The sequence below is a fragment of the [Mycobacterium] fortunisiensis genome (assembly GCF_019050325.1).
GTDB classification, from domain to species: Bacteria; Actinomycetota; Actinomycetes; order Mycobacteriales; family Mycobacteriaceae; genus Mycobacterium; species Mycobacterium fortunisiensis.
Map to the genome: position 1 here is coordinate 268,190 of NZ_VOMB01000010.1, position 24,223 is coordinate 292,412.

Annotated in this window: 22 protein-coding genes; 9 read left to right on the forward strand and 13 right to left on the reverse strand. The window is 67.3% G+C overall.

What is annotated here, in order from left to right:
- Positions 1–53 precede the first annotated feature (53 nt).
- Positions 54–1,481: a hypothetical protein gene (locus FR943_RS07990; RefSeq protein ID WP_217155797.1), complete on the forward strand. Its 1,428-nt coding sequence runs from the start codon at positions 54–56 to the stop codon at positions 1,479–1,481.
- Positions 1,482–1,507: 26 nt separating this feature from the next.
- Here the strand turns inward: FR943_RS07990 and FR943_RS07995 are convergent, their stop codons facing one another.
- On the reverse strand, positions 1,508–2,548 hold the full coding sequence (locus FR943_RS07995; RefSeq protein WP_217155799.1) for an LLM class F420-dependent oxidoreductase: 1,041 nt from the start codon (positions 2,546–2,548) through the stop codon (positions 1,508–1,510).
- Positions 2,549–2,891: 343 nt separating this feature from the next.
- On the opposite strand from FR943_RS07995, the gene FR943_RS08000 reads away from it, so the two are divergent.
- Positions 2,892–3,437, forward strand: coding sequence for a DUF3298 domain-containing protein (locus FR943_RS08000; RefSeq protein WP_308170495.1), 546 nt, complete (start codon positions 2,892–2,894; stop codon positions 3,435–3,437).
- Here FR943_RS08000 and FR943_RS08005 read toward each other — a convergent pair.
- From FR943_RS08005 to FR943_RS08060, 12 genes are read right to left on the reverse strand one after another with little or no spacing between them, the layout of a single operon-like run.
- Positions 3,427–4,884 (reverse strand): carotenoid oxygenase family protein, encoded by a 1,458-nt coding sequence (locus FR943_RS08005; protein WP_217155802.1) that lies wholly within the window; start codon positions 4,882–4,884, stop codon positions 3,427–3,429. The two genes, FR943_RS08000 and FR943_RS08005, sit on opposite strands and share 11 nt — an antisense overlap.
- Positions 4,885–4,913: 29 nt before the next feature.
- A complete protein-coding gene (locus tag FR943_RS08010) occupies positions 4,914–5,561 on the reverse strand; it encodes a hypothetical protein (RefSeq protein ID WP_217155803.1) in 648 nt (215 codons plus the stop codon).
- The gene (locus tag FR943_RS08015) at positions 5,558–6,172 is read right to left on the reverse strand and encodes an Rv1363c family protein (protein ID WP_246584904.1); all 615 of its coding nucleotides are present in this window, start codon (positions 6,170–6,172) and stop codon (positions 5,558–5,560) included. Before FR943_RS08015 ends, FR943_RS08010 begins: the two co-directional genes overlap by 4 nt.
- A gap of 15 nt (positions 6,173–6,187) precedes the next feature.
- Positions 6,188–7,477, reverse strand: coding sequence for an MlaD family protein (locus tag FR943_RS08020; RefSeq protein ID WP_217155807.1), 1,290 nt, complete (start codon positions 7,475–7,477; stop codon positions 6,188–6,190).
- Positions 7,474–8,595, reverse strand: coding sequence for an MlaD family protein (locus FR943_RS08025; protein WP_217155809.1), 1,122 nt, complete (start codon positions 8,593–8,595; stop codon positions 7,474–7,476). Before FR943_RS08025 ends, FR943_RS08020 begins: the two co-directional genes overlap by 4 nt.
- Positions 8,592–9,716 carry an MCE family protein gene (locus tag FR943_RS08030; protein ID WP_246584905.1) on the reverse strand — a complete coding sequence of 375 codons (1,125 nt, stop codon included), beginning with the start codon at positions 9,714–9,716 and terminating at the stop codon, positions 8,592–8,594. The genes FR943_RS08025 and FR943_RS08030 overlap by 4 nt, the downstream gene beginning before the upstream one ends.
- Complete coding sequence (locus FR943_RS08035; protein WP_217155811.1) at positions 9,713–10,774, reverse strand: MCE family protein; 1,062 nt, start codon at positions 10,772–10,774, stop codon at positions 9,713–9,715. The genes FR943_RS08030 and FR943_RS08035 overlap by 4 nt, the downstream gene beginning before the upstream one ends.
- Before the next feature lie 14 nt (positions 10,775–10,788).
- Positions 10,789–11,847 carry an MCE family protein gene (locus FR943_RS08040; RefSeq protein WP_217155812.1) on the reverse strand — a complete coding sequence of 353 codons (1,059 nt, stop codon included), beginning with the start codon at positions 11,845–11,847 and terminating at the stop codon, positions 10,789–10,791.
- Positions 11,844–13,163, reverse strand: a complete 1,320-nt coding sequence (locus FR943_RS08045) for an MlaD family protein (protein ID WP_217155814.1) — start codon at positions 13,161–13,163, stop codon at positions 11,844–11,846. Before FR943_RS08045 ends, FR943_RS08040 begins: the two co-directional genes overlap by 4 nt.
- Complete coding sequence (locus FR943_RS08050) at positions 13,163–14,020, reverse strand: ABC transporter permease (protein WP_217155815.1); 858 nt, start codon at positions 14,018–14,020, stop codon at positions 13,163–13,165. Before FR943_RS08050 ends, FR943_RS08045 begins: the two co-directional genes overlap by 1 nt.
- A gap of 1 nt (position 14,021) precedes the next feature.
- On the reverse strand, positions 14,022–14,855 hold the full coding sequence (locus FR943_RS08055) for an MlaE family ABC transporter permease (protein WP_217155960.1): 834 nt from the start codon (positions 14,853–14,855) through the stop codon (positions 14,022–14,024).
- 32 nt (positions 14,856–14,887) lie between these two features.
- Positions 14,888–16,156, reverse strand: a complete 1,269-nt coding sequence (locus FR943_RS08060; RefSeq protein WP_217155817.1) for a cytochrome P450 — start codon at positions 16,154–16,156, stop codon at positions 14,888–14,890.
- A 133-nt stretch (positions 16,157–16,289) separates the two neighbouring features.
- On the opposite strand from FR943_RS08060, the gene FR943_RS08065 reads away from it, so the two are divergent.
- The 7 genes from FR943_RS08065 (at position 16,290) to FR943_RS08095 (ending at position 24,218) form a co-directional block, all read left to right on the forward strand.
- The gene (locus FR943_RS08065; RefSeq protein WP_217155819.1) at positions 16,290–17,078 is read left to right on the forward strand and encodes an SDR family NAD(P)-dependent oxidoreductase; all 789 of its coding nucleotides are present in this window, start codon (positions 16,290–16,292) and stop codon (positions 17,076–17,078) included.
- A complete protein-coding gene (locus tag FR943_RS08070; protein WP_217155821.1) occupies positions 17,075–18,484 on the forward strand; it encodes an aromatic ring-hydroxylating oxygenase subunit alpha in 1,410 nt (469 codons plus the stop codon). The genes FR943_RS08065 and FR943_RS08070 overlap by 4 nt, the downstream gene beginning before the upstream one ends.
- Positions 18,474–19,166 (forward strand): TetR/AcrR family transcriptional regulator, encoded by a 693-nt coding sequence (locus tag FR943_RS08075; protein WP_308170497.1) that lies wholly within the window; start codon positions 18,474–18,476, stop codon positions 19,164–19,166. The genes FR943_RS08070 and FR943_RS08075 overlap by 11 nt, the downstream gene beginning before the upstream one ends.
- Positions 19,167–19,169: 3 nt before the next feature.
- Complete coding sequence (locus tag FR943_RS08080) at positions 19,170–20,552, forward strand: aldehyde dehydrogenase family protein (protein ID WP_217155823.1); 1,383 nt, start codon at positions 19,170–19,172, stop codon at positions 20,550–20,552.
- Positions 20,553–20,586: 34 nt separating this feature from the next.
- Positions 20,587–22,056 (forward strand): carotenoid oxygenase family protein, encoded by a 1,470-nt coding sequence (locus FR943_RS08085; RefSeq protein WP_217155825.1) that lies wholly within the window; start codon positions 20,587–20,589, stop codon positions 22,054–22,056.
- Between the two features lie 154 nt (positions 22,057–22,210).
- Positions 22,211–23,194 carry a thiamine pyrophosphate-dependent dehydrogenase E1 component subunit alpha gene (locus FR943_RS08090; RefSeq protein ID WP_217155827.1) on the forward strand — a complete coding sequence of 328 codons (984 nt, stop codon included), beginning with the start codon at positions 22,211–22,213 and terminating at the stop codon, positions 23,192–23,194.
- A gap of 22 nt (positions 23,195–23,216) precedes the next feature.
- Positions 23,217–24,218 carry an alpha-ketoacid dehydrogenase subunit beta gene (locus FR943_RS08095; RefSeq protein WP_246584925.1) on the forward strand — a complete coding sequence of 334 codons (1,002 nt, stop codon included), beginning with the start codon at positions 23,217–23,219 and terminating at the stop codon, positions 24,216–24,218.
- Positions 24,219–24,223 lie beyond the last annotated feature (5 nt).

The following is a 24,223-nucleotide window of genomic DNA, read 5'->3' on the forward strand; positions in this document are numbered from 1 at the left end:
CGATGGCCCAAAGCCGGGACGTCACAACATATCTGGCGCGGGGGATGCCCGCGGTGGACACTCTCGCCGAGTACGTCGCGGCGGCACATCTGCTCGGCTTTCAGCATCCGGATCTCACCGCGCAACCCGGTGCGATGTACGACCGCTACCGCACCGAGGAGGGCCTGGATCTGGGCGCGCTCGAAGCCGACCGGGCTGCGCTTGTGGCGGCCGCGGCCGTTGCCGAACAGGCGTTGCGGCTCCAACACGATCAGGTTGATGCGCTGAGCGCGGCGTGGCAGGGCGCCGGGGCCGCGGCCTCGCAGACTTTTTTGACGCACCACGCCGCGGCCTCCGAGCAGACGGTCGCGGCGTTGCGGACTGCCGCCGATGCCCTCGGGACGCTCGGTGAGCGGCTGTGGCAGGCGATCGAGGACAAGGTCGCGGCCGCCATCGACATCGAACAGAGCTGTGCGTCCCACCGTGAGCTGTGGCTGGCCGCGGCACGCACGGTGCGCAGCGGGGTAGGGGAGCGTGACACCGCCGCCGAACTGGTCGACCAGCAGGTCAAGCCGTTCGTCGCCGAACATGTCGGTGGGGAGTGGTTGACCGCCATGCGCACCGCCACCGCGACGGTGGCCGACGCCTACGCGGCAGCCCTCGGCATGATCAGGGGCGCGCCGGTGCCGGTCTTCGCGGTGCCGGGTCAGCTCGGTCCACTGGTGTCGCCTCAGGCTCGGCCCGCACCGGCTCCGGAGTCGACGGCCGTCCGACCGGCAGCCGCGCAGCTGCCGGAGCACTCTGTCCCGCCGTACTTTTCACCGACCGCCCCGTCCGCGCCTGCGGGCGCGCCGGCCGCTCCGGCCGGTTACCTTGGCGGAGCTGCGCCGGCGGCGCCGGCACCTGTTGCTCCGGCAGCGGCGCCCGCGGGCCTGGCAGCGGCCAGTCCGCCGGGCACATCGATGCCATCGGTCGATCCGGGAGCCGGCGGCTTGAGCTCCGGTCTTGCCGGGGCCGGCAGTGGGTTGGCGGGCTTGGGAGGGTTGGGGCAGCGGCTGGCCGACATGTTCGGCGGACTGGTCGGCGCGGACAGCGGCGCCGACGGCGGATACGAGGACAACCCGTTCCGTCGTGAGGGCCTCGGTGACGACGAGCCCGAAAAGCTCTTCGACGACGACGACGACGAGGCCGAGGACGACACGGGCGACGAGGATGACGAGGACGACGTCATAGACGAAGGCGACGAAGGCGAGGACGACGAGGCGGCCGTAGCCGAAGGCGAGGCAGCGGACGAAGAGGGCGAGCCCGACGAGCCCGAGGGGCAGGAGCGGCAGGAAGCTGAATCGCCTGAGACGCGAGCAATTCCACTGGAACCGCCGGCGCCGACACCCGTGCCGGCATCACCGTCACCGCCGGCCGCCACACCGCAGTCCGCGCCGGTGCCGGACCCGCAGACCCCGTGCGAAATTGCCGCCGACGAGTTGCCGCAGGTCGGTGGCTAGACCACGGCCGGCGCTACCACGCCGGCCTAGCTGGTCAGTGACACCAGCTCTTCGCAGAACTTCACGGTCTCGGCACTGTCGGTGGCCATCGGGTGCACCAGCATGGTGGTCACCCCGGCTTCGGCGTAGGCGGCCAGCCGCTCCTTGACGAATCCTTTTGGTCCGACCAGGGATACGTTGCGCACCAGGTCGTCGGGTACCGCGGCGATGGCCTCTGCCTTCTTGCCGGCCAGGAACAGGTCCTGGATGTGATCGGCGACCTCACCGTAGCCGTACCGGGTGGCCAGGTTGTGGTAGAAGTTCTTGCCTCGGGCGCCCATGCCGCCGATGTACAGCGCCAGTTGGGGTTTGGCCCAGGCCAGCCGGTCCTCCACGTCGTCCCCGATGGCCAGGGCGGCGCTGACCATGACGTCCAGCGGCCCCAGCGCGGCGTCGCGTTTGGCCGCCCCGGCGCGCAGCGCGTCGCCCCACACGTCGTCGGCCTTCTCCGGGAGGTAGAACACCGGCTGCCAGCCCTCGGCGATCTCGGCGGTCAGCTCGACGTTCTTCGGTCCGAGTGCCGCGATGGTGATCGGAATACGTTCGCGCACTGGGTGATTGATCAGATGCAGGGATTTGCCGAGGCCGGTGCCGCGATCGGCGGGCAGCGGCAGCTGGTAGTACTTGCCGTCATAGTCCAGGTTCTCGCGGCGCCATACCTGTCGGCAGATCTCCACCACCTCGCGGGTGCGGCCCAGCGGTGCGTCGAATGGCACGCCGTGGAAGCCCTCCACCACCTGCGGCCCGGAGGTGCCGATGCCCAGCCGGAACCGGCCGTCGGAGACGTAGTCCACCCCGGCGGCGCTCATGGCCAGCAGGGCCGGGGTGCGGCTGTAGATCGGCACCACGCCGGTGCCGAGTTCCATGGTGGAGGTCTTGGCGGCCAGGTAGCCCAGCTGGCTGATCGCGTCGTAGGAGTAGGCCTCGGCCACCAGGGCGATGTCGATGCCCACCTTCTCCAGTTCGACGACCTGATCGGCCGCTTCCTTGAAGCCGCCGGCGTAGCTCAGAAAGATTCCTGTCCGCATGCCGGAACCCTACCACCAACCAGTTGGTTGGCTAACTTGCGGGTGGCTCGGAATTTGTCGCGGTCGCCGGACAATTTCTCCGGATACGCCAATTATGACGTGGCATAATTCGCAGTAATGGTGAAACGTGGGGAATTGACTCAAGGCGGGGGATGAAATGTTGGTACGAATTCTGGGGACCGTCGCGGTAAGTGTCGCCATCGGGACTGCGGCCGCGATCCCGGGAACCGGCGACGCCTCGGCGGCACCCGAATCACCCTGTGCGCCCTACCTTCCGGTCGCCGACACCATCGCCGGAACAAGTCCAGATCAGTTGGGCAACTGGGTAGTTCACTACGAACGGGTGGGTGCGGGTGACCCGGGGGTCGCCGAGGAGATCAACGGGGTGATCGACGCCGAGGCGCGCGGGCAGGTGGCCACCTACGAGCCCAGCGCGACCAAGACCAACCCCTGGACATTGAATGTCGACGGCCGCCTGATGAAACGTCCGGTGACCATTTCTGCATTGTTCACCGGAAAATACAATACCGATCAGCCGAATATGCCGTTCCATACCGTGGCGACCCGGGTTTTCGACTGCCGAAGCGGAATTCTGATCGATTGGGACAATCTCTTTACCGACAAAAAGGCGGGTCTGGCCCGCCTCGCCGAGCAGACGAAGCGGATCATCCCCACCGTCTACGCGCCGCCCAAGCGTCCTGGCGTGTGGCAGTTCGGCAGCGAGGTCGCCCCGGTCGATGACAACTACCGTTTCTGGATCCCCACCGACGAAGGTGTCGAGCTGCATTTCGGCGACTGGCAGTTCGGCCGCGGGCTGCCGGTGATCACCGTCGGCTGGTCGGAACTCCAGGACCTCATCGCCCCGGAGTTCCAGGCGATCACCGGGTAGCGGCCGGTGAATGCGGCTGGGCGATCCGCGGGGTGTAGCAGCCGTGGAAGCTCAGCGGCAGGTGGTGTCGTAACCGGCCGACGTACACCGGTCCGGCTTCGATGTCCTTGGCGTCGAACACCGACAGGTTGGCGGTGTTGTTCACCGCATCCAGCACCGGTCCGATCAGCCAGCCGTCATCCTCGTCGGTGGCGCCGGGCCGGGCGGCGAAGATCGCCTCGTGCGGCAGGTGCCCGTCGGCGAACTGGAACACGGTCTCCTTGCCGGTGTCGTTGTCGATCTTGGACAGCGCGTTGGGGAACAGACTGCCCCCGGTGGCCGCCGACATGTAGAAGTAGCGGTTCGGCCTGGCCATCTTGAACACGTTGATCATCGGGAATTCGCCGTGCACACCGGAGAACTCGTCGATCGTGACGGCTCCCGAGCCGGAGATCCGGACCCGCGTCGGCAGCCCACCGAACGGCATCGTGGAGGTTTCCATCAGGGTCTCCACGCCGGCCAATTGCCCGTTGAGTTGTTCCCACGTGGCGTGGTAGTTCAGCACGTCCACCACGACATCGCCGTTGTCGTCGTCGTAGGCATTGGCGAAATGCAGATGCAGCATCGGATCGGTGTGGAAGATCCGCGGTTTGCCGCCGTCGCGCGGCACCAGCGCGATCGTGGTGCCCAGTGAGGCGTCGTACTCGATGGCGTCGATGTAGTTGAGCAACCCGAATGCCGCACCGAAGAACTTCTTGAGCGGGAACACCAGCGGCGGGATCACGAACACCAGGTACCGCTTGGTCAGACCCATGTCGTGGTTGAACATCGGCCCGGGCAACCGGACATGGCCGAGCTTGTTCATCGTGCCGTTGCGGTCCACCCGGTAGCAGATCAGCTTCGGCACCGGCGCCATGGCCATCCCGAAGTTGAACATCTCACCGGTGTCCCAGTCCCACTTGGGATGTGCCGAGAACGCGCCCAGCCACTTGAGCTCGCCGTCGAAGTCGTACTCGCCCTTGGTGCGCAGGGTGTCGGGGTCGAGTTCTGTGGGCCGCCCACCTTCCCACAGCGCCAGCAGCTTGCCGGCGCTCATCACGACGGCGGTGTTGGCGACACTGGTGGGGAACCGCAACGCGTTGGCCAGCAGGCCGCCGTCACGCATGGTGCCCAGCGCGCGGAATGGTGCGCCCTCGGCGACGATCGAGCGCTGGTAGTGCTTGGTCTGGATGAACCGGTTGCGGAAATGGACCTTGCCGTCGGCCATCGAGTACATCGTCAGCATGCCGTCGCCGTCGAAGATGTGCCCGAGCGGGGTGCCGCCGGCCTCCATCTTGCCGGGGCCGTTGCGGTACACCGTCCCGCGTAACTCGGCGGGCAGTTCCCCGGTCACATCATCGATCGGGTAGTCGTACTCCTCGTAGAGCGGGGCGTAGGTCTGGATGGGATCGTTGTCGACGCTGGTCATCAGGGATTCCTCGGTCGTTTGGTAGGGATTCAGTGGGCAGGGTGGACACGCAGGGTGCAGCCCAGGCCGGGCAGGTGCGGATCGAATTCCAGTGGCATGGGCCCGCCGGCGTGAAAGACCTTCTCGCAGGCCGCTTTGCAGCCCATCTGGCAGGAGTTCTCTTGCGCCGATTGGGTGCCGACCACCACGTGCATGGCGCATTCCGGGATCTCGTACACCAAGGTGCCGTCGGCCTCTTCGCCGGTGCGGTGGATGGGGCCGACCAGGAAGGTGGACACGCCGACGCCCATGTCCATCACGGCTGCGTACCACCCTTTCGGCACGATCCTCACAGCGCCGAACATCGGCAGCAGGAACCGCAGCCAATGCCGCAGCCTGCCTGCCACGGCGTCGGATACCAGCTCCTCCACGGTGGCGAAGGGCAGATCCCGCAGCAGTTCGGCGGTGACCCATTCGAGTTCGGCGACGAACTGACCGTACTGGCGCTGCCAGGAGCGCTGTGGCGGCTCGAACAGCCCACGTCGACGGCGCTTGGCCACCAAGGCCTTCCACTGTGACTCGACGTCTTCGCGGTCATCGGTGACGATTCGCAACACGGGCAGGAACACCGTCTGGGGCAGATCGCCGACCCGCTTGAGCATGGAGTGGATCAGCCACTCGTCGCGCAGCCCGGTCACGGCAGCTCCACCTTCGCGGCCTTCCACCGGCCGTCGACGTGGTGCATGGTCATCACCATGCGGCTGCGATCCACCCGCGGATCGGGCACCTCGGTGTTGGTCACCGTCTGGTCGACGAACAGCAGCACCACCACTTCGTCGGGGGAGGCCGACTTGACGGCAGAGTCGACGACGGTGCCGTGCCCGGTCGCCTTGTGGTCGATCAGCAGCTTGCGCAGCTCGCTGCTGGATTTGGCGTACATGTCCTGGAATTCGCCGGTGGAGCCGTCGAGTACGGCTGCGAAGTTGGCGTCGAGGTTGTTGGTGTCCACCGACGTCAGCGTCACCGCGTAGGAGTTCGCAGTGTTCAGCGCAGCGGCACCGGCATTCGCGATCTGCCGGTCTTTGCCATAGTGCCAGCCGAAGAATCCGCCCGCCGCGGCCATTGCCGGCACCAGTACGGCCAATCCGCCGACCGCCACCCAGCGCAACCACTTCCGTTGCGAAGCAATGGGTTCGGCGAAATCGGACGCATCGTCCTCGCCGAGGTCGGTGTCACCGGACTCGGTGGGATCCCCGTCGTCGAGGGGTTCAGCCAGCTCGTGGCGGTCAGCCAATTTGATGCTTGCCATGGTGCTCCTCATCTCTTACCACTGTCCACCCTGGCGGTGTGGCTGCGACTCCGGAGGCAGAGCCGGACCGCCGTAGGGCGTGCGGATGGTGTGGTCGGTTATCGGTGTCGGATCGGCGCGGCGCAGCGGATCCAGTCCCGGCGCAGGTGTGGCGGTGTCGTCGCCGGGCGGCCGCGGGGCGTTGCGGGCGCCCCGCACCAGCAGGTTGGGGTCCTGGTTCTGGCAGTACGTGTACAGATACGGCTCGGGATAGTTCGGGATGAACGGCACGTCGCGCTGATGCGGGTAGTCACACACCGGCCGGGGGTAGATGTCGGCGATCGCCCAGATGGCACCGTCGTGCATCAGGGAGCGGATGCCGTCGAGCAGGGGTTGCCGCTCGTCGTTGAACATCCGGTCCAGTGCGGGTACCCGGACCTGGGACAGCTGGGCCACCGTGGTCAGGTCGCCGAGCAACTGCACCATCGTGGGGGAGTTGTCGTCGATCACCGCGTCCATGCTCGTGAGCAGGTTCGGCGTCTTGTCGAGCAATGTTCTGATGCCGGTGTCTTTTTCGCTGATCCCGCCGAGGGTCGAGGACAGGTTGTCCGACATCGTGGTCAGTCCGGCCGACGAGTCGTCGAAGATCTTGAACACCGTCCGGCTGCCCCGCAGCAGCGTCATGGTCTGCGGCAGCACCCTGTCTAGGGTGTTGAGCAGCACCTGCGAACCGTTGAACAGGGCGCGCAGTTTCTCCGGCCCGGCCTCGCTGACCCCGAGTTCGTCGATCACCGATTCGATCTGCCTGGGGTCGGCCTGGGCCAACACGCCGTCCACGTTGGTCAGCAGGCGCCACAGCGGCACCGGGATCTCGGTGTGGGCACGGTCGATCACCGCACCATCGGACAGGAACGGTCCGTCGGTGTGCCGCGGCGCGAAATCCAGGTACTGCTCACCGGCCGGGGACAGCGCGGACACCCGAACAGTGGTGTCGGCCACCGGAATATGCGCATCGTGGTCGATCTTGGCGGTGGCCACCACCCCGTCGCCGGATATCGCGACCGATGCCACCCGCCCGACCGGGATACCCCGGACGGTGACGTCCTGGCCCGGCAGCAGGCCGCCGGATTCGGCGAGGTTCACCGTGACGCTGATCTGCCGGTCGAACGCGTTGACCCGCAGCGCACCGAACGCCAGGTAGGTCACGCCCACCACCACCAGCAGCAGCTGACCGACCACCGACAGCACGAGCTTGCGGGCGGCGACGAACTGGACCGTGCGAATGGCCAAGGCCGCCAAGGGGTTCAGCACGGTGCGCGGACTCATTGCGGCGGTCCCCAGATCTGGCCGCGATCCGGACCCCACACCCGGTCACCGAGCTGGGTCAGCACGAAGCGGATCGATCCGACCATGTTGTCCCAGTTGGCCCACTTGGGGCCGGTGAATCCCGGGTCGGCGTAATGGTTCATGTCCGGGATGTGCCCGATCGCGACCTGCTGCAGGTCCACGTCGGCGGCGGCGGCGTTGCTGCCGAACAGCTTCAGCGCCGGCGGCAGGAAGCGCAGGAAGTTCGCCATCGTCACCCTCGGGTCGACGGAGGCTTCGTTGAAGGCCGCCGACAGCGTGTTGAGGTCGTGGATCCAGCTGCGGGTGTCGGTGCCGGCAATGGCCGGGAACTTCTGCAGCTGCGTGGTCACCGCACCGATCTCATCGACCAGGTCCACGATGGCCGACGTGTTGTCGGCCAGGGTCAGCAGGGCCGGCGAGGCCGAATCCAGGAGGTCGTTGACGGTGCCGCGCCGGGCGTTGAGTTGGTCGGCCAGCCTGGCCGTCGTATCCAGCATGGCCCGGATCTCGTCCGAGCGGTCGGCCATCGTGGAGACCAGGGCCCGCGACTCGTGGATCAGGCTGGTGAGGCCCTCGCCCTGGTTGCCGAGCGCACCGCCGACCCCGTTGAGCATCCGGGTCAGGTTCCGGATCACGCCGCCGTTGACGATCATCGACGTGGTGGCCAGTACCTGCTCGACGGTGGCGGCCGCGGTGGTGGACTGTTGGCCGATCCGGTCCCCGTCCCCGAGCACGGCCGTGTCGGATGAACCCGCGGCCGGCGGGGTCAGCGAGACGAACACGTCACCGAGCGGTGTGGCCGAACGCAATTCGGCGGTGGTTCCCTTGGGCAACCGGATCCCGTCGAGGATGCGCATCTGCACCACGGCGGTGTAGTCCTTCGCCGTCATGCCGACCACTTCGCCGACATCGGCGCCACCGACGCGGACCTTCGCCCGGTCGGGCAGGTTGAGCGCATTGGAGAACTCGGCGTTCAGTTGGTAGGTCGGCCCGCTGAGTCCGGGGGCGGGAAGCGGCAGTTCTTCCACTCCGGCCGAGCACCCGGCGACCGTGATCGCCAGCAGAGCGGCGGCGGCGACGCACCTGCCGGTCGTCATCGATCCTCCAACTTCGTCATCGCATCGAGCATGCTGGTCATCCCGAAGTCGGGGCCGAGGTCGCGAATGGACCCGGTGCGGCAGCCCAATTGGCGCAGGCCGAGGATGTTGCAGACTTCTTTGGTCATCGAGCTGTCGAAGAACACATTGTCGAAGTGGGCGCCGACGCGCAGCATCCCGTTCTGCATGTCGATGGCGGCGGCGGCGTTGTCGATCGCCAACGGTGCCACGTCGAACACCTCGGCGAGTTCGCGGCGGTAATCCACCAGCGCCCGGCTGAGCTTGGCACTGCTGGCGATGCTGTTGTGCAGCGCATCGCCATTGTTGTCCAGGAGCCCGTTGAGCTCGTCGACCAGCCCGTTGAGCTGCCGGCCGGTGTCGCCGCGGCCCACGCTCTCCGATGCCAGCAGGTCGGTGAGTTGCCGTACGTAGGTGCCGAATTCACGGACCTGGCCCTCGTTGCGGGCGGCGCTGTCGGTGAGCTTGCTGAGGTTGGTGATGATGGCGTCGAGGTTCTGCTTGGTCGCCGCCCCGCCGTCGGCCCCGGTGCGCAGCGCATCGGACATCCCGGCCAGGGCCTCCTTGATCTGGGGCCCGCTGGTGGAGGTGATCGCGGAGGTGGACGACATCAGGTCGGCCAGTGGGCCGTTGCCCTTGCCGTCGCCGCCCATGGCGCCGCCGAGTTTGTCCACCATCTTCAGCACCCGGTCGAATTCGACTGGGGTTCTGGTGTTCTGCGGACCCAGCACGGCGTCATTGGCGAGCAGCGGCCCACCCGAATAGGCGGGGGTGAGCTCGATGTGTCGGTCGGTGAGGATCGAGGTTCCGACGGTGACCGCTGAGACGTCGGCGGGGATGCTGGTGCCCGGATCCACCTCGATGGCCACGTCGACGTGGTCGCCGCGGTTGTCGATCGCACTCACCTGCCCGACCGGCATGCCCAGCACCGACACGTCGTTGCCGACGTACAGACCGATGGCGTTGTCGAACTGGGCGGTGAACCGCAGCGGTTCGGTAGGGCCCGGGCGCAGTAGATAGGCGCCCGTGACGGCGATCGCCACGGCGCTGATCAGTACCACCACCAGTGCGGTCTTGCGAGTCATCTGCAGTCCCGGCTTCATTCGCAGTCCTTGAAATATTGGTAGCGCTCCGGCCATTTCCATTGCTCGGCACGGCCGCTGATGGCGCACATCCAGGAATCCACCATCAGCCCGCCGGGGAGCATGAAGTCGAGGAACGGTCCCGATCCGGTGGCGTTGGCGGCATTGCGCATGGCCACCGGCATGATCTGGAACAGGTTGCGCAGCAAGGCGTCGTGGTCGCCGAGCATCGAGGTGACCTGCTGCAGATCCGTCAACATCTTGTCGATCTGGGCCCGGTCGGTTCCCACCACGCCCTGGGCGGTGGTGATCAACGCGGTGGCCGCCTGCAACAGACGTTCCACGCTTTGGCGGCGCCGGATGATCTCTCCGGTGAGTTCGCGCCCCTGGGATACCAGGGCGGCCAGGTCGTCGTGTTGGTCGCCCAGGATCTTGGCGACACTGGCGGTGTTGCGCAGCAGATCCGAGATCTGGTCGCGGCGTGCCGCGATGATCGCCGACAGGTTCTTGACGTTGGTCAGCGCGTCGGGGAGCACCTCGGGAACTCCGGTGAGTTGCTGCGACAGGGTCTGCATGGAGGTGGCGAACTTCTCGGCGTCCACGTCCTCGAACGTCGTCGTCGAATCGGACAGCAGCTTCTGCAGGTCGTAGGGAACGGCGGTGTTCGCCAGGGGAATTCGGTTGTCGACCAGCGCGCCACCGCCTTTGGGACGCAACTCGACGTAGCGCGACCCGAGCACGGTGGTGAGCTTGATCGCGGCTTTGGTCTCGGTGCCCAGGCGGACGTTGTTGTCGAGCTTCATGGTCACGATGACGCGGTGGACGGCCAGTTTGGTGGCGGCGACCACCCCGACCGGCACCCCGGCGATGCTGACCTGGTCGCCGGGTCGCAGGCTGGCCGCCTGCAGGAACTCGGCGGTGTAGGTCCGTTTGCCGAGGTGCAGTGAGCTCAGGGCCGTGCTGGCGACGATCACGACCGTCAGGGCGAGCAGCGCGAGGGTACCGATCACCGCGGTGTTGCGGTCTTCGAGTGTGCGGGGCCGCCGAGACCGGTGCGTCGGAGTCTGCTGTCGCAGCATTCTCATCTGGTTTTTCACCTGCACTTCGCGGAGTACTTGCGCTGCCCGCCCGGGGTGGCCGCGTTGACGATGCTCGGAATGATCGGCTTGAGGAAGTTGAACAGGGTGAAGTTGAAGTCGCACGGCATCGCGCTCATGGCAGTGGAGTCACCGGTGATGCGCGAGAGTCCCTTGAGTATCGCGGGCAGATTCGAGCCGAGCGTGGCCCACCCGTCGTGGTTGGCCACCATGGTCGACAGCATCCCGGGCTCGCGGCTGAGCAGATCGTGCAGGTCGGGTTGGGTGGCGGTGGCGATCTCCGACAGCCGTGACACCGTCGTCGTGATGGAACCGGTCGATCCCACCAACTCGTCGCGGCGCGCGTTGAGCCCGGCGATCACCGAACGCATCTGGACCAGCGTGGTCTGCAGCTGATTGCCGCGGGCGGCCAGGTTCTCGGTGACGGCGTTGAGGCTGTCGATCACCCGGCCCAGAACCTGGTCCGGCCCGGCCATCGACTGGGCCAGCTCCGAGGTCTGGGCGACCAGCACCACCACCGAATCCGAATCTCCTTGCAGCGCATTGATCAACGCGTTGGAAAGGTTCCCGCGGTTAGTCGGGTCCAGCAGGGTGAACATGGGCTCGAACCCGTTGAGCAGGTTGGTGACGTCAAAGGACGGCTCGGTGTGCTGCACCGGGATCGTCGCGCCGTCGGCGAGCCGCTCGGGTCGGCCGAAGTCGGCGAGGGTCAGGCCGAGGTAGCGCTGGCCGATGATGTTCTGGTAGACCACCGAGGCCTTGGTGTTGCCGTACAGCGGCTGGTCGCGCTGGACCCGGAACCGGACGGTGGCCAGCGAGCTCTCACCCGAGCCGGGATCGTCGAGCGCCACGTCGTCGACCCGGCCGACCCGCACTCCGGCCACCCGCACATCCGAGCCTTCCCGCAGGCCGGTGACATCGGTGAATTGTGCGATGTAGGTGAAGGTGTCGCCGTGCACTTCCCGGCGCAGCGTCACCAGGATCGTCCAGGTCAGCGCCAGGCAGACGGTCATGAATCCGGCGAGCCAGATCAACATGCGGGCGCGGGTTCTCATGGTGCTCCCGAGGGCTGTTCGGCGGGCAGTGGGGCAGGGGTGGGAGCGGGTCCGGGGTTGGGGCCAGGTTCCGGAGCGGGCACGAATTCCACTGGGTCCGGCGGGATCTCCAGTGTGTTCTGGAGCACCGCATCGGCCGGGGTGGCCGGGTCGGGCAGGGTGATGCCTTCTGGCGGGACGTAGGTGCGGGGGTCGGGCAGCCCGTGGGTGTCCACGATCGGGATGCCCTCGGGTGCGGTATCGCAACTCGGGCCGCGCAGCTCGCCGTACACCGGGCAGTCCGCGCGGTTGTAGAGCCGCAGCGGGGCGAGGGAGACGACGAGCTTGAAGGTGAACGTGACCTTCTGATTGGTGCGGGTCCACATTTCGTCGAAGAATCCGTTGACCACGTTGTTCAGCCCGACGGCGACGGCCGGGAACTTTCCGGAGCGGTCGGCGAGCACCCCGACCACCGGGGTCAGGTTGGTGGTGATGCCCACCAGCTCGTCGGTGTGATTGTCCATGGCGGTGCGCACCGTTCCGACGGTGTGGTTGGCACCGGTCAGCAGGTTCTCCAGGGCCGCGCGTTGTTCGGCGACCGTGCGCATCGGCTTGACCGCGTTCTGCAGCGAGTCCAAAAGTTCGGGGGCGGTGCTGGACAGCGCGCTGAGCGCGGAGTTCCAGGTCTGCAGCGTGGGCGGGCCCGAGCCGTCGGTGCGCAGCGCATTCATCTCGGTCACGATCCGGTTGAGACCCTGTGCCGCCGAGGTCAATTCGGGTCCCTTGCCGGCGGTGGCGTCGGCGATGGCGCGCATCACGCCCAGGGTGTGGTCCGTGCTGGGCCGGCCCACCGCCTCGACCAGCTCGCGCAGCTTGGCCAGCGTGGTCTGGAACAGCTGGGTCGGCAGGGCGGTGTCCTGTTCGATGACGTCGCCGGATCGGATCGGTCGGCCGCCACCGTTGTCCACCAGTTGCACCGTGGACACCGCGAAGGCGTTGCCGGGGACGATGCGGGCGGTCACCGTGTTGGCGATGCCGGCGACGTGGTCGGGACGCAGGTCGATGTCGACGATGTTGTCGCCGCCGCCCAGCGCGGGTTCGACGGAGCGCACCGCACCGACGAGGACTCCGCGGTATTTGACGTCGGACTTGGGCGGCAGCCCGTCTCCGACGCTGGGCAGCCGCGCGATGATCTGCACCCGGCGGTCCAGTGCCCCGGTGGACTTGGCGAACATCAGGGTTCCGACGATCGCGCACACCACCAGGAACACCAGACAGGTGAGGACCAGCGCGCGCTCGGTGGGCCCGCGGCCGTCGAGTTCGAACTGGTTGGGCATCAGCCACCGAGCCTTCCGCCGGTGTCGACGCCCCAGAACGCCATGGTGAGCATCATGTTCGTGACGACCATCAGGGTGATGGACAGCCGCATGGCACGTCCGGCGGCGATGCCCACACCCTGCGGACCGCCGGCGGCGTAGAAGCCGTAATAGCACTGCACCGTGGACATGATCGCCACGAACACCGCCACTTTGATCACCGCGAAGAACATGTCGCGGCCCGAGAGCATCAGGGCGAAATAGTGCAGATAGGTGCCCGAGGCCTGGCCGCTGGCCAGGTAGACCACCAGCTGGCACACCACGAAGTTCAGCGCGAGGCACACCACGAACAGCGGGATGACCGCCATCGCCGACGCCAGCACCCGGGTGGTCACCAGGTAGGGGATCGGGCGGATGGCAACGGATTCCAGCGCGTCGATCTCCTCGGAGATCCGCATCGAACCGAGTTGCGCGGTGAATCGGCAGCCGGCCTGGATCGCGAAGGCCAGCGCGGCCATCATCGGGGCCAGCTCCCGCACGGTCGCCAGTGCGGTCAAGAGTCCGGTCGCCGGCCCCAGCCCGAGCAGGTTCAGCGCGTTGTACCCCTCGATCGCCACCACCGCCCCGGCCGCGGCGCCGACCACCAGCACCACCCCTGCGGTGCCGCCACCTACCACGATCGATCCGTTGCCCCAGGTGACATCCGAAGACAGCCGCAGGAATTCGCGCGGGTACTTCTTGATCACGATCGGGATGCCGGCCAGGGTGCGGAAGAAGAACGCCACGATGTGGCCGCCTCGGGCCATCTGGTATTCGGTGGCGCGCACGGCGGCGACCAGTGGGCGGGTGCCGGCGGGCAGGTAGGTGGTGGCTGCCATGTCAGAAACTCGTCTTCGGGAAGAGCACCAGGTACATCTGGCTGATCAGCGTGTTCGCCAGCAGTAGGAGCAGGATCGATTGCACCACAGCGGCATTCACCGAGTTCGCGACGCCGGCTGGGCCGCCGCGGGTGTCCAGGCCCTTGTAGCAGGCGATGACGGCGACGATGACACCGAACACCACGGCCTTGAGCAACGTCAGCACCAGATCGTCGACCGTGGCGAACGAGGAGAACGTCGTGGTGTAGCTGCCCGGGGTGCCGCCTTGCAGCATGACCGTGAAGGCGTAGCCGGCCAGGAACCCGATGAAGCAGGTGAACCCGGTCAGGGCCACGGAGACGATCACGGCCGCGGCCAGCCGCGGGACCACCAACCGCTGGATCACCGAGATGCCCATGACCTCCATGGCGTCGGTTTCGTCGCGGATGGTCCGGGCGCCGAGGTCCGCGCTCATCGCCGACCCGACGGCGGCGGCCATCAGGATTGCCGCGACCAGCGGTGCGCCCTGCTTGATGACGGCCAGCCCGTTGGCTGCGCCGGCCAGCGCGGTGGCACCGAGTTGTCCTGCCAGCAAGCTGAATTGGACGGCCAGGGTGACGCTGATCGGGATCGCGATGAACAGGGTCGGCACCACGGCGGTGCGTGCCATGAAGACCGCCTGCTCGACGAATTCCCAGAACGGGAAGCGGCCCCGCACCAGATCGCCACACAGATACTGCACCGCGCGGACGGCCAGGACGCACTGACCACCGACGGTGCGCAGCGCGGCGAGCGGGTGGCGGGTCAGGTATCCCCGCCACCACCGCACGACCTGATCGGTCGCCTCGGCGTCGATCTCCACCGGCTCCGTCGGCTGCGTCGGCACGGTCAGCGAGCCCGGAAGGTCACGTTGAGCTTCTTGAGCCCGCGCAGCATGAAGCTGGGCTCGTACTCGTAGTCGTTACCTGCGGCAAGCTCGATCGCACTGAACCGTTGTGCCATGTCCGCCAAGGCGATTCGGGCCTGCAGCCGGGCCAGTGAGGCGCCCATACAGGAGTGGATGCCCTGCCCGAAGGCCAGGTGGGTCCGGGCGTTCGGGCGGTCGGGGTTGAACTCTTCGCCGTCGTCGTACTGCTCTTCGTCCCGGTTGGCCGAACCGAACACCAGCACCACCAGCGAGCCGGCCGGAATCGTGTACTCGCCGAGTTGCGCTTCGGTTTTGGTGATGCGGAACATCGACTGCACCGGGGTGAGGAAGCGCAGTGCCTCCTCGACCAGCAGCTCCGACCGGGGCTCCGGATCCTCCTGCAGCCAGCGCCACCACTTGGGGTTGCGCCCGAGCTGGTGCAGTGTGCCGGTCATCAGCTTGCGCGAGGTCTCGTTTCCGGCGATCAGGATCTGCTGGATGATGCTCAGGGCCGCACCGGTGGTCAGCGGCTCGTCGTCGTTGGCGTTGGACGCCTGCACCAGACCGGTGAGCAGGTCGTCCTGCGGGTTGGTGCGGCGATCCTCCAGCTCGGCAGCGAAGTAACGCTGGTACTCGAGCAGGCTGTGGGCCTGCTCGAGGGCGCCGGCCTCGTCGATCTCGGCGCCGATGGTCAACGCGAACTGATCCGACCAGCGCCGGAAGTCGTCGATCCGATCGTCGGGCACGTTGAGCGCCTGGGCGATGATCCGCAGCGGCAACGGCGCGGCGAACCGCTCGACGATCTCCACCGGCTGGTCGGTGGGCAGCGTGTCGAGCAGGTCGCCGACGATCGAGCGGATCCCTGGCTCGCGCTGGGCGACGAAGCGCGGGGTGAACGCGCGGGCGACCATCCGTCGGTAGTAGTGGTGGTCGGGCGGATCGGCGGTCAACAGGGTCGGGATCATGTCCCAGCCCTGGCCCTTGAGTTCCTCGATCTCGGCGGCCACCGATTCCGGTGGTGGCAGCTGTGGCAGACCGAAGGCCGAGGAGAACACCTCGTGGTTGGTCAGCGCCGCGGAGACCAGTTCGCGTGATGTCACGAACCACATTCCCCGCTCGGCGACGAAGTGCACCGGCGCTTGGCTGCGCAGCGCTTGGTACCACGGGTGCGGCGACTGCATCGTCTGCGGATCCAGCGGATCGAACGAGGCGATCGGGCAGCTGGCGGGCGGGCTGGTGATGTCGGTCAAGGCCGTCTCCAGGGTTGATGGGCAAGGGCTGCCCGGGGTTTCGAATGTCCGCTTGACTAATTGGTGGACCAATATAATAGTGAGTTGGGTCATAATCAAGGCTCGATAAACCGGCCGGGAAAGCGAGGGAACGGTGCCCATAGCAGTGGTGACGGGAGCCGGCAGAGGCATCGGACGCGCGATTTCGGAACGGCTCGCGGCCGACGGGATGGACGTGGTGGCAGTCGACGTGGATGCCGCCGCCGCCGACGACGTTGCCGCCGCGATCGGCGGACGGGCCGTCGCGTGCGATGTCACCGTCGAGGGGTCGGTGGCAGCGCTCGCGGGGGCCGTGCAGCGCCTCGGCCCCATCGATGTGCTGGTCAACAACGCCGGGATCTGGCGTTCGCACACCCTGGCCGACAGCACCGTCGACGAGGTCGACGCGGTGTTGCGGGTCAACGTGCTCGGCAGCTGGCTGGTCACCCGCGCGCTGCTCGACGCGTTCGCCCCCGGCGGCGGCGCGATCGTCAACCTGACCTCGGTGCTGGCCGAACTCGGGGGAGCCGGGCGCGGGATCTATCCGGCCTCGAAGGCCGCGCTCGTCGCGCTCACCAAACAGATGGCGACCGAGTACGCCCCGCGCGGCATCCGGGTCAACGCCGTCGGCCCCGGCCTGGTCCTCACCGACGGCACCGCCGGTGAGTTCGCCGACCCCGGACTGCGGGCGGCCGTCGGCGAGTCGATGCCGTTGGGGCGGCTCGGTGAACCCGCCGATGTCGCGGCCGCGGTGGCCTTCCTGGCGTCGGAACAGGCCGGCTACATCACCGGTCAGGTGCTCTACGTCGACGGCGGATGGGGCATCAACGGATCGGCCTTCATCGGTACCGCCGTGCAGAACTACATCGCGGGACTGACCGCGGTGGCAGAGGAGGCAGTGTGACCCGGGCGAGCGACAGAACTGACAGTGGGCTGAGCAAGCCGGGGGAGGCCCGGTCCGTGGGGCCGACGGTACAGAGCCTGCTCGCCGACGACACCCGGGAGGTGCCGCCGCCGCTGCTGGAAGAGTCCTATGAATTTCTCGGCTCGGCCGACATCGACAAGGACCGCTACCTCACCCCGGAATTCCACCAGCTCGAGGTGGAACGGATGTGGAAGAAGGTGTGGCAGTTCGCCTGCCGCGAGGAGGATATCCCCGAGCCCGGCGATTACCACGTCTACGACCTGGCCGACATGTCGTTGATCGTGGTACGCACCGCGGCCGGCGAGATCAAGGCGTTCCACAATTCCTGCCTGCACCGCGGTACCCGGTTGTGCGACGACGCCGGCCGGGCGAACCAGCTGCGCTGCCCGTTCCACGGGTTCACCTGGAGCCTGGAGGGAGCGCTCACCGATGTGCCGGGGCGCTGGGATTTCCCGCATCTCGACGATGCGACATTCGCCCTGCCGCAGGCGCAGACCGGGGTGTGGGCCGGGTTCGTCTTCGTCAACCCCGATCCCGCCGCCGGTCCGCTGTCGGATTACCTGGGCGACCTGGAAAAGCATTTCGCGCCGTTCAAACTGCAGGACCGATTCAAGGCGATCCACGTCGCCAAGGTCATCGACTGCAACTGGAAGGTCGGGATGGAGGCCTTCCTGGAGTCCTACCACGTGATCGCCACCCACCCGCAGCTCCTCGAATACCTCGGCGACGACAACACCCAGTACGACATCTACACCCGCTCGGACGGTCTGCCCGGGTTCAACCGGATGATCACGCCGCAGGCCACCAGCAGCCCGCACCTGGAACCGTTGGAACCACAGGACGTGCTCGACGCGATGTTCCGGGATTTCTTCCCCGAGGGGGTGGGGGCGTTCGAGGTGCCCGACGGGCAGTCGGCCCGGCCCATCGTGGCCGCGGCGATGCGGGAGAACCTGGCCCAGACCACCGGGGCGGATCTCTCGGGGACCAGCGATTCGGAGATCCTGGACGCGATCCAGTATTTCGTGTTCCCGAACATGGTTCCGTGGGCCGGTGTCGGCGCTCCGCTGACCTATCGGTTCCGGCCGTACGGCAACGATCCGAACCGGTGCATCTTCGACATCCTGATGCTGATCCCGCTCCCGGCGGGCGTGCCCAAACCCAAGACGGCGCCGCCACATTGGCTCGGAGCCGACGAGGATTACAGCGCCGCGCCCGAGTTGGGCGGCTTGTGTGCGGTGTTCAACCAGGACCTGGCGAACCTGCCCCGGGTGCAGCGCGGACTGCGATCGATGACCAAACCCGGTGTGACACTGGCCAATTACCAGGAAGTCCGGATACGGCAGTTCCACCAGGACCTGGATCGGTACGTGTCCGGTGACGACTGAACTGCCACTGGGCGCCCCGCCGGAGGCCGAGCTGCGCGATGATGGGCCGATGAGCGAGGTCACCACCGCCAGATCGGGTCCGGGCCGGCCGGCAGGCACCGACAGCGTCGACACCCGGCAGCGGGTGCTCGACGCCGCCTGCCGATGTTTCGCGCAGCACGGCTACGGGCCCGCCACCAACAACCTGATCGCGGAGATGGCCGGGGTCACCGCGGGTTCGCTGCACTACCACTTCGGTTCCAAGAGCAAGCTCTTCGAGGCCGTGTGTGACTACGTGTACGGCAAGATCGTCGCGCGGTCCGTGGAGGCGTTGGCCGGTCCGCACTCGGTGCGCGGCCTGTTGCGGGCCGTGCTGGCCGAATCGATGCGGATCAACCACGAGTCGCCGGAGCTGGCCGGATTCGTGGCCACCGCGCCGATCGACGCCCGTCGTCACACCGAGCTGTCCGAGGCCTTCACCAAGCAGGCCGAGGCCATGACGACGACGTTGTCGAAGGCGGTCAGTTCGGGTCAGCGGGCCGGACTGATCCCGCAGGAACTGGATCCGGTCGCCGTCGCGGGCATGATCAGTGCGATCGTCGATGGCTTCGCCCACGCCGCGGCCAACACCGACGTCGCGGTCATGGACTCGATGAACCAGCTGTTCGGCAGATTGCTCCTCGAACCTGACGGCGCGCCGTAGTCGATGCTGACCACGCCCGTACCCGACTGCGCGGCCACCGTCGCCCGGCTGCGCGAGACCTTCGACACCGGGCGAACGCTGGACCTGACCTGGCGCCGGGCCCAGTTGCGGGCACTCGCGGCGATGCTGACCGACAATGGTGACGCCATCGTGGACGCGGTGGCGGCCGACCTGCGCCGCCCACCGTTCGAGACCTGGCTCGCCGAGATCATCGCGACCGTGAACGAGGCCCGCCACGCCGCGCGCAACGTGGGCCGCTGGACCAGGCGCCGCCACCGGCGCCTCGAGTGGACCCAGCTGCCCGGCCGGGCCTGGATCCACTACGAGCCCTACGGCACGGTGCTCGTCGTCGGTCCGTGGAATGTCCCGTTCCAACTCACCCTGACGCCGGCAATCGGGGCGATCGCCGCCGGAAACACCTTGGTGCTCAAGCCATCCGAGCTCGCACCTGCTTCCTCGGGATTGCTGGCCGAGCTGGTGTCGCGCTATCTCGATGCCGATGCGGTGGCCGTCGTCGAGGGCGACGGCGTCGTCACCCAGGAGCTGATCACCCAGGGTCTCGACCGGGTGCTGTTCACCGGTGGCACCGCGATCGGGCACAAGATCATGGCGGCCGCGGCCGATCACCTGACCCCGGTCACGTTGGAGCTGGGCGGTAAGAGCCCGGTGATCATCGCCGAGGACGCCGATCTCACGACGGCCGCGCGCCGGATCGCCTGGATCAAACTGATGAACTCCGGCCAGATCTGCATCGCCCCGGACTATGTCCTGGTCCACGCCCGGGTGCGGGACCGGTTCGTGGCCGAGATCCGCACGGCCATCGCGGATTTCCGGCGCGGGCAGCGGAACGGGTTGCCGATCGTCAACGAGCGGCAGTTCGCCCGGTTGGCGGGGGCACTGGCCGCCACCGCCGGCGACGTCGTGACGGGTGGCGGGGCCGATGCCGAGCGACTGGAGATCGCGCCCACGGTGATCGTCGACCCCGACGCCGACGAACCCCTGATGACCGAGGAGATCTTCGGCCCGGTGCTGCCGGTGCTGACCGTCGAATCCGTCGAGCAGGCGATCGAGTTCGTCCGGCAGCGACCCAAACCCCTTGCCGCATATCTGTTCACCGCATCGTCGGCGACGCGTGAGCAAGTGGTGCGCCGGGTTTCGGCCGGCGGCATCGTGGTCAACCAGCTGCTACTGCAGGTGGCGACCGCGAAGATGCCCTTCGGTGGGGTCGGGCCGTCGGGGATGGGCGCCTACCACGGCAGGTTCGGGTTCGAGGAGTTCAGTCACCGTAAAACGGTGCTGACCAAGCCAACTCGCCCGGATCTCACGGCGATGTTCTATCCGCCTTATGCGGACAAGAGATTACGGATGTTGCGCCGTCTGGTGTGACACCTGTCAGCCCTCGACGAACCCTGGAGAACCCATGGATACCAGCCTTGTTCTGGACAGCCCGTTTCTGACCGGCCACCACCAGCCCAACCGGATGGAGGTCGACGCCCCCGATCTGGTGATCCGCGGGCGGCTGCCGGAGGACCTGGCCGGGGTGTTCTACCGCAACGGCGCCGAGCCGCTGTACCCGCCGACCGACGAGGACTACCACTGGTTCGACGGCGACGGCATGGTCTACGGGTTCTTCATCGAGAACGGCCGGGTGTCGATGCGCAACCGGTGGGTGCGCACCGACAAGTTCCTGCTCGAGCAGGGGCAGGGGCGCCGGCTGTTCGGTGTGCTGGGCAACCCGATGACCACGGACCCGTCCACCGAGGGCACCCGCTACAACACTGCCAACACCAACGTGATCATCCACGGTGGCAAGCTGCTGGCGCTGATGGAGGGCGCGCCGCCGGTGGCCCTGGAGCCACGCACACTGGACACCCTGGGCGAGGAGACCTACGGCGGCCTGATCACCACGACCTTCTCGGCGCATCCCAAGGTGGATCACGCGACCGGCGAGCTGATCAACATCGGCAACGCGGTGCACGGCCTGGGTGGGGATCCGGTGATCCGTTACGACGTCCTCGATTTCGACGGTGTACCGGTGGTCACCGAGTTGATCCCGGTGCCGCACATGACGATGCTGCACACCTTCTTCGTCACCGAGAACTGGGTGGTGTTCCCGGTGATGCCGCTGGAACTGAGCCTGCAGCGAGCCATGCGCGGTGGGCCGATGACGGCCTGGGTGCCGGGCCGGCCGAGCAAGCTCGGGTTGATGCCGCGGCGGGGGACCGCGGCCGACGTGCGCTGGATCGAGGTGGAGCCGCGGCACATGCTGCACGAGGCCAACGTGTGGGAGGACGCGCAGGGCCGGATCGTCGCCGACGTGGCGGCCGCCGAGGGCACCGCGCTGTTTCCCGATGTCGACGGCAACCGCGCCAGTCATGCCGAAACCCAGCAGAGCCTGCGCCGCTGGACGATTGACCCGAAGGCGCCGACGGACACCCTCAACGAAGAGATCCTCAACGACCGCGACATCCAGTTCCCGCGTCCCGACGACCGGTTGATGGCCCGGCGTAGCCGCCACGCTTTCGCAAACAGCAATCTGAACTCGCGTGACGGCCGGGTTGACGGCATGGATTCGGCGCTGCGGGTGGACACCGTGACCGGGGCCGAGGACCTGTACCACTTCGGTGCCGGGACCGCGGCCGGGGAGTTGATTTTCGCGCCGCGAGTCGGCAGTGCCGGTGAACTCGACGGCTACGCATTGACTTTGGTGCACCGGGCCGGCGCCGCGGAAAGCGAGCTCGTGGTCTTCGATGCCGCCGACATCGCCGGCGGGCCGATCGCGAGGGCGGTCATCCCGTTCCGCGTTCCCAGCGGGTTCCACTGCAGCTACTACAGCGTGGACAGCCCGCTGTACCAGCAGGCGTTCGTTTCCCGCCGAGCAGACGCATAGGTACCCGGGTAACGACCGCCTGAATCCAAGGACGTTACGGGGTACCGCAGCGTCTGCTCGGCGGGGAAATTGGGCCCACAAAACCGTCGTTGACATCGAGAAGTGATCTCTGTTACTAATTAATTATCTGACCGACCAATAGTATGGGGAGCTGATGACGTCAACGGCACACATCGGCCTCGGGGTCACCGAGCTGACGCAGATCTTCACCACCGCCACGCGGATCAAGGTGTGCGACGAGAAATTCCGTTCACTGATCCTGACCGGCCAGGTCAGCGCCCAGTACTACTCACCGCGCGGCCAGGAGATCGTGTCCTCGTCGATCGGCGCGCTGCTGCGGCCGGACGACTATCTGGTCACCACGTACCGCGGCCTGCACGACCAGCTGGCCAAGGGCGTGCCGATGCGAGAGCTGTGGGCCGAGTTCTTCGGTAAGGCCACCGGCACCTGTAAGGGCAAGGGCGGCCCGATGCACATCACCCACCCCGACTCCGGGCTGATGGTCACCACCGGCATTGTCGGCAGCGGGCTGCCCATCGCCAACGGTTTGGCACTGGCCGCTCAACTCCAGGGCGGGGACCGGGTCACGGTGGTCAACTTCGGTGACGGAGCGACCAACATCGGCGCGTTCCACGAGGCCTGCAACCTGGCCTCGCTGTGGAAGCTGCCGGTGGTGTTCTGTTGCCACAACAACCGCTACGCCGAGCACACGTCCTTCGAGGACGGCACCAGTGTGGACCGGGTGGCCGACCGTGCGGCGTCCTACAAGATGCCCGGCGTGCGGGTCGACGGCAACGACCCGGTGGCGATGTACGGCGCGGCGCGCACCGCGATTGAGCGGGCCCGCGCCGGTGAGGGCCCAACCCTGTTGGAGGCCATGACTTTCCGGTTCTACGGTCACCAGATGTCCGACCAGAACGAGTATATGAAGCCCGGCGAACTCGACGCCGAACGCGCCGCCGACCCGGTGCTTCGGTTGCGGGCCAGGGTGATCGAGGACCGGGTGCTGACCGAGACCGAGGTGGAGGCCATCGAGGCGCAGGCGAAAGCCGAGGTGGCCGACGCCTTCGAGTTCGCCGAATCCAGCCCGGTTCCCGAACTTTCCGAACTGTTGACCGATGTCTACGAAGGGGTCTGAGGTGAGTCAAGAGACCGTCCCGATGCTCGGGTTCCAGGCCCTCGGCAGTGCGCTCGACGACGCGCTGTCCCGCGACCCGTCGGTGATCCTGCTCGGCGAGGACATCGCCGATCCCAGCGGCGGCGTGTTCAAGGTGTCCGCCGGGTTGTCCACCAAGTACGGCACCGACCGGGTGCGCGCCACCCCGATCAGCGAGCAGGCCATCGTCGGTGCCGCGGTGGGCGCCGCGATCGCGGGCATGAAGCCGGTGGCCGAGATCATGCTGATGGACTTCCTGGCCGTGTGCCTGGACCAGGTGTCCAACCATGCCGCCAAGCTGCGCTACATGTCCGGTGGGCAGACCGCCGTACCGCTGACCATCCGGTGTGCGGCGGGTGCCGGGATGCAGTTCGGCGCACAGCATTCCGAGATGCTCGAGGCCTGGCTCACTCACGTCCCCGGTCTCAAAGTGGTGGTGCCGAGCAATCCGGCAGATGCCAAGGGGCTGCTCACGGCGGCGATCTTCGATCCCGACCCGGTCGTGGTCGTCGAGCAGAGCCTGCTGTATTTCGCTCCGCCGCAGCCGGTTCCGGTCGGCCACCACGTGGTGCCGCTGGGCTCGGCGGCGACCGTCCGGCCTGGCGACGACATCACCCTGATCAGCTACGGCAGGCAGGTGCACACTGCGCTGGCCGCCGCCGAGGAACTCGCCCAGCAGTCGATCGACGCCGAGGTGATCGACCTGCGTTCGCTGGTACCGCTCGACGAGCGCACCGTGCTGGAATCGGTGGCCCGCACCCGCCACGCCGTGGTGATCCACGAAGCGGTGCGTCGCGGCGGATTCGGTGCCGAGCTCGCCGCCCTGATCACCGAGAACCTGTTCGACGAACTCGGGGCACCGGTGGCGCGGGTGACCGGCCCGGACACGCCGATCCCGTTCGCGAAGGTGCTGGAGGACGCGTTCGTGCCCGGTCAGGACGCCATCGTGGCGGCGGCCACCCAGGCGGTATCCCGGTCGCGGGCCACTGCGGGATCGAACGGCTGACGTTC

What these genes read in the sequence shown, in the direction of transcription:
- FR943_RS07995 (WP_217155799.1), bottom strand. Translation starts at nt 2,548, where the DNA reads ATGCGGACAGGAATCTTTCTGAGCTACGCCGGCGGCTTCAAGGAAGCG.
- FR943_RS08005 (WP_217155802.1), bottom strand. Translation starts at nt 4,884, where the DNA reads ATGACCAGCGTCGACAACGATCCCATCCAGACCTACGCCCCGCTCTAC.
- FR943_RS08015 (WP_246584904.1), bottom strand. Translation starts at nt 6,172, where the DNA reads ATGGCAAGCATCAAATTGGCTGACCGCCACGAGCTGGCTGAACCCCTC.
- FR943_RS08020 (WP_217155807.1), bottom strand. Translation starts at nt 7,477, where the DNA reads ATGAGTCCGCGCACCGTGCTGAACCCCTTGGCGGCCTTGGCCATTCGC.
- FR943_RS08025 (WP_217155809.1), bottom strand. Translation starts at nt 8,595, where the DNA reads ATGACGACCGGCAGGTGCGTCGCCGCCGCCGCTCTGCTGGCGATCACG.
- FR943_RS08030 (WP_246584905.1), bottom strand. Translation starts at nt 9,716, where the DNA reads ATGAAGCCGGGACTGCAGATGACTCGCAAGACCGCACTGGTGGTGGTA.
- FR943_RS08035 (WP_217155811.1), bottom strand. Translation starts at nt 10,774, where the DNA reads ATGCTGCGACAGCAGACTCCGACGCACCGGTCTCGGCGGCCCCGCACA.
- FR943_RS08040 (WP_217155812.1), bottom strand. Translation starts at nt 11,847, where the DNA reads ATGAGAACCCGCGCCCGCATGTTGATCTGGCTCGCCGGATTCATGACC.
- FR943_RS08045 (WP_217155814.1), bottom strand. Translation starts at nt 13,163, where the DNA reads ATGCCCAACCAGTTCGAACTCGACGGCCGCGGGCCCACCGAGCGCGCG.
- FR943_RS08050 (WP_217155815.1), bottom strand. Translation starts at nt 14,020, where the DNA reads ATGGCAGCCACCACCTACCTGCCCGCCGGCACCCGCCCACTGGTCGCC.
- FR943_RS08080 (WP_217155823.1), top strand. Translation starts at nt 19,170, where the DNA reads ATGCTGACCACGCCCGTACCCGACTGCGCGGCCACCGTCGCCCGGCTG.
- FR943_RS08085 (WP_217155825.1), top strand. Translation starts at nt 20,587, where the DNA reads ATGGATACCAGCCTTGTTCTGGACAGCCCGTTTCTGACCGGCCACCAC.
- FR943_RS08090 (WP_217155827.1), top strand. Translation starts at nt 22,211, where the DNA reads ATGACGTCAACGGCACACATCGGCCTCGGGGTCACCGAGCTGACGCAG.
- FR943_RS08095 (WP_246584925.1), top strand. Translation starts at nt 23,217, where the DNA reads ATGCTCGGGTTCCAGGCCCTCGGCAGTGCGCTCGACGACGCGCTGTCC.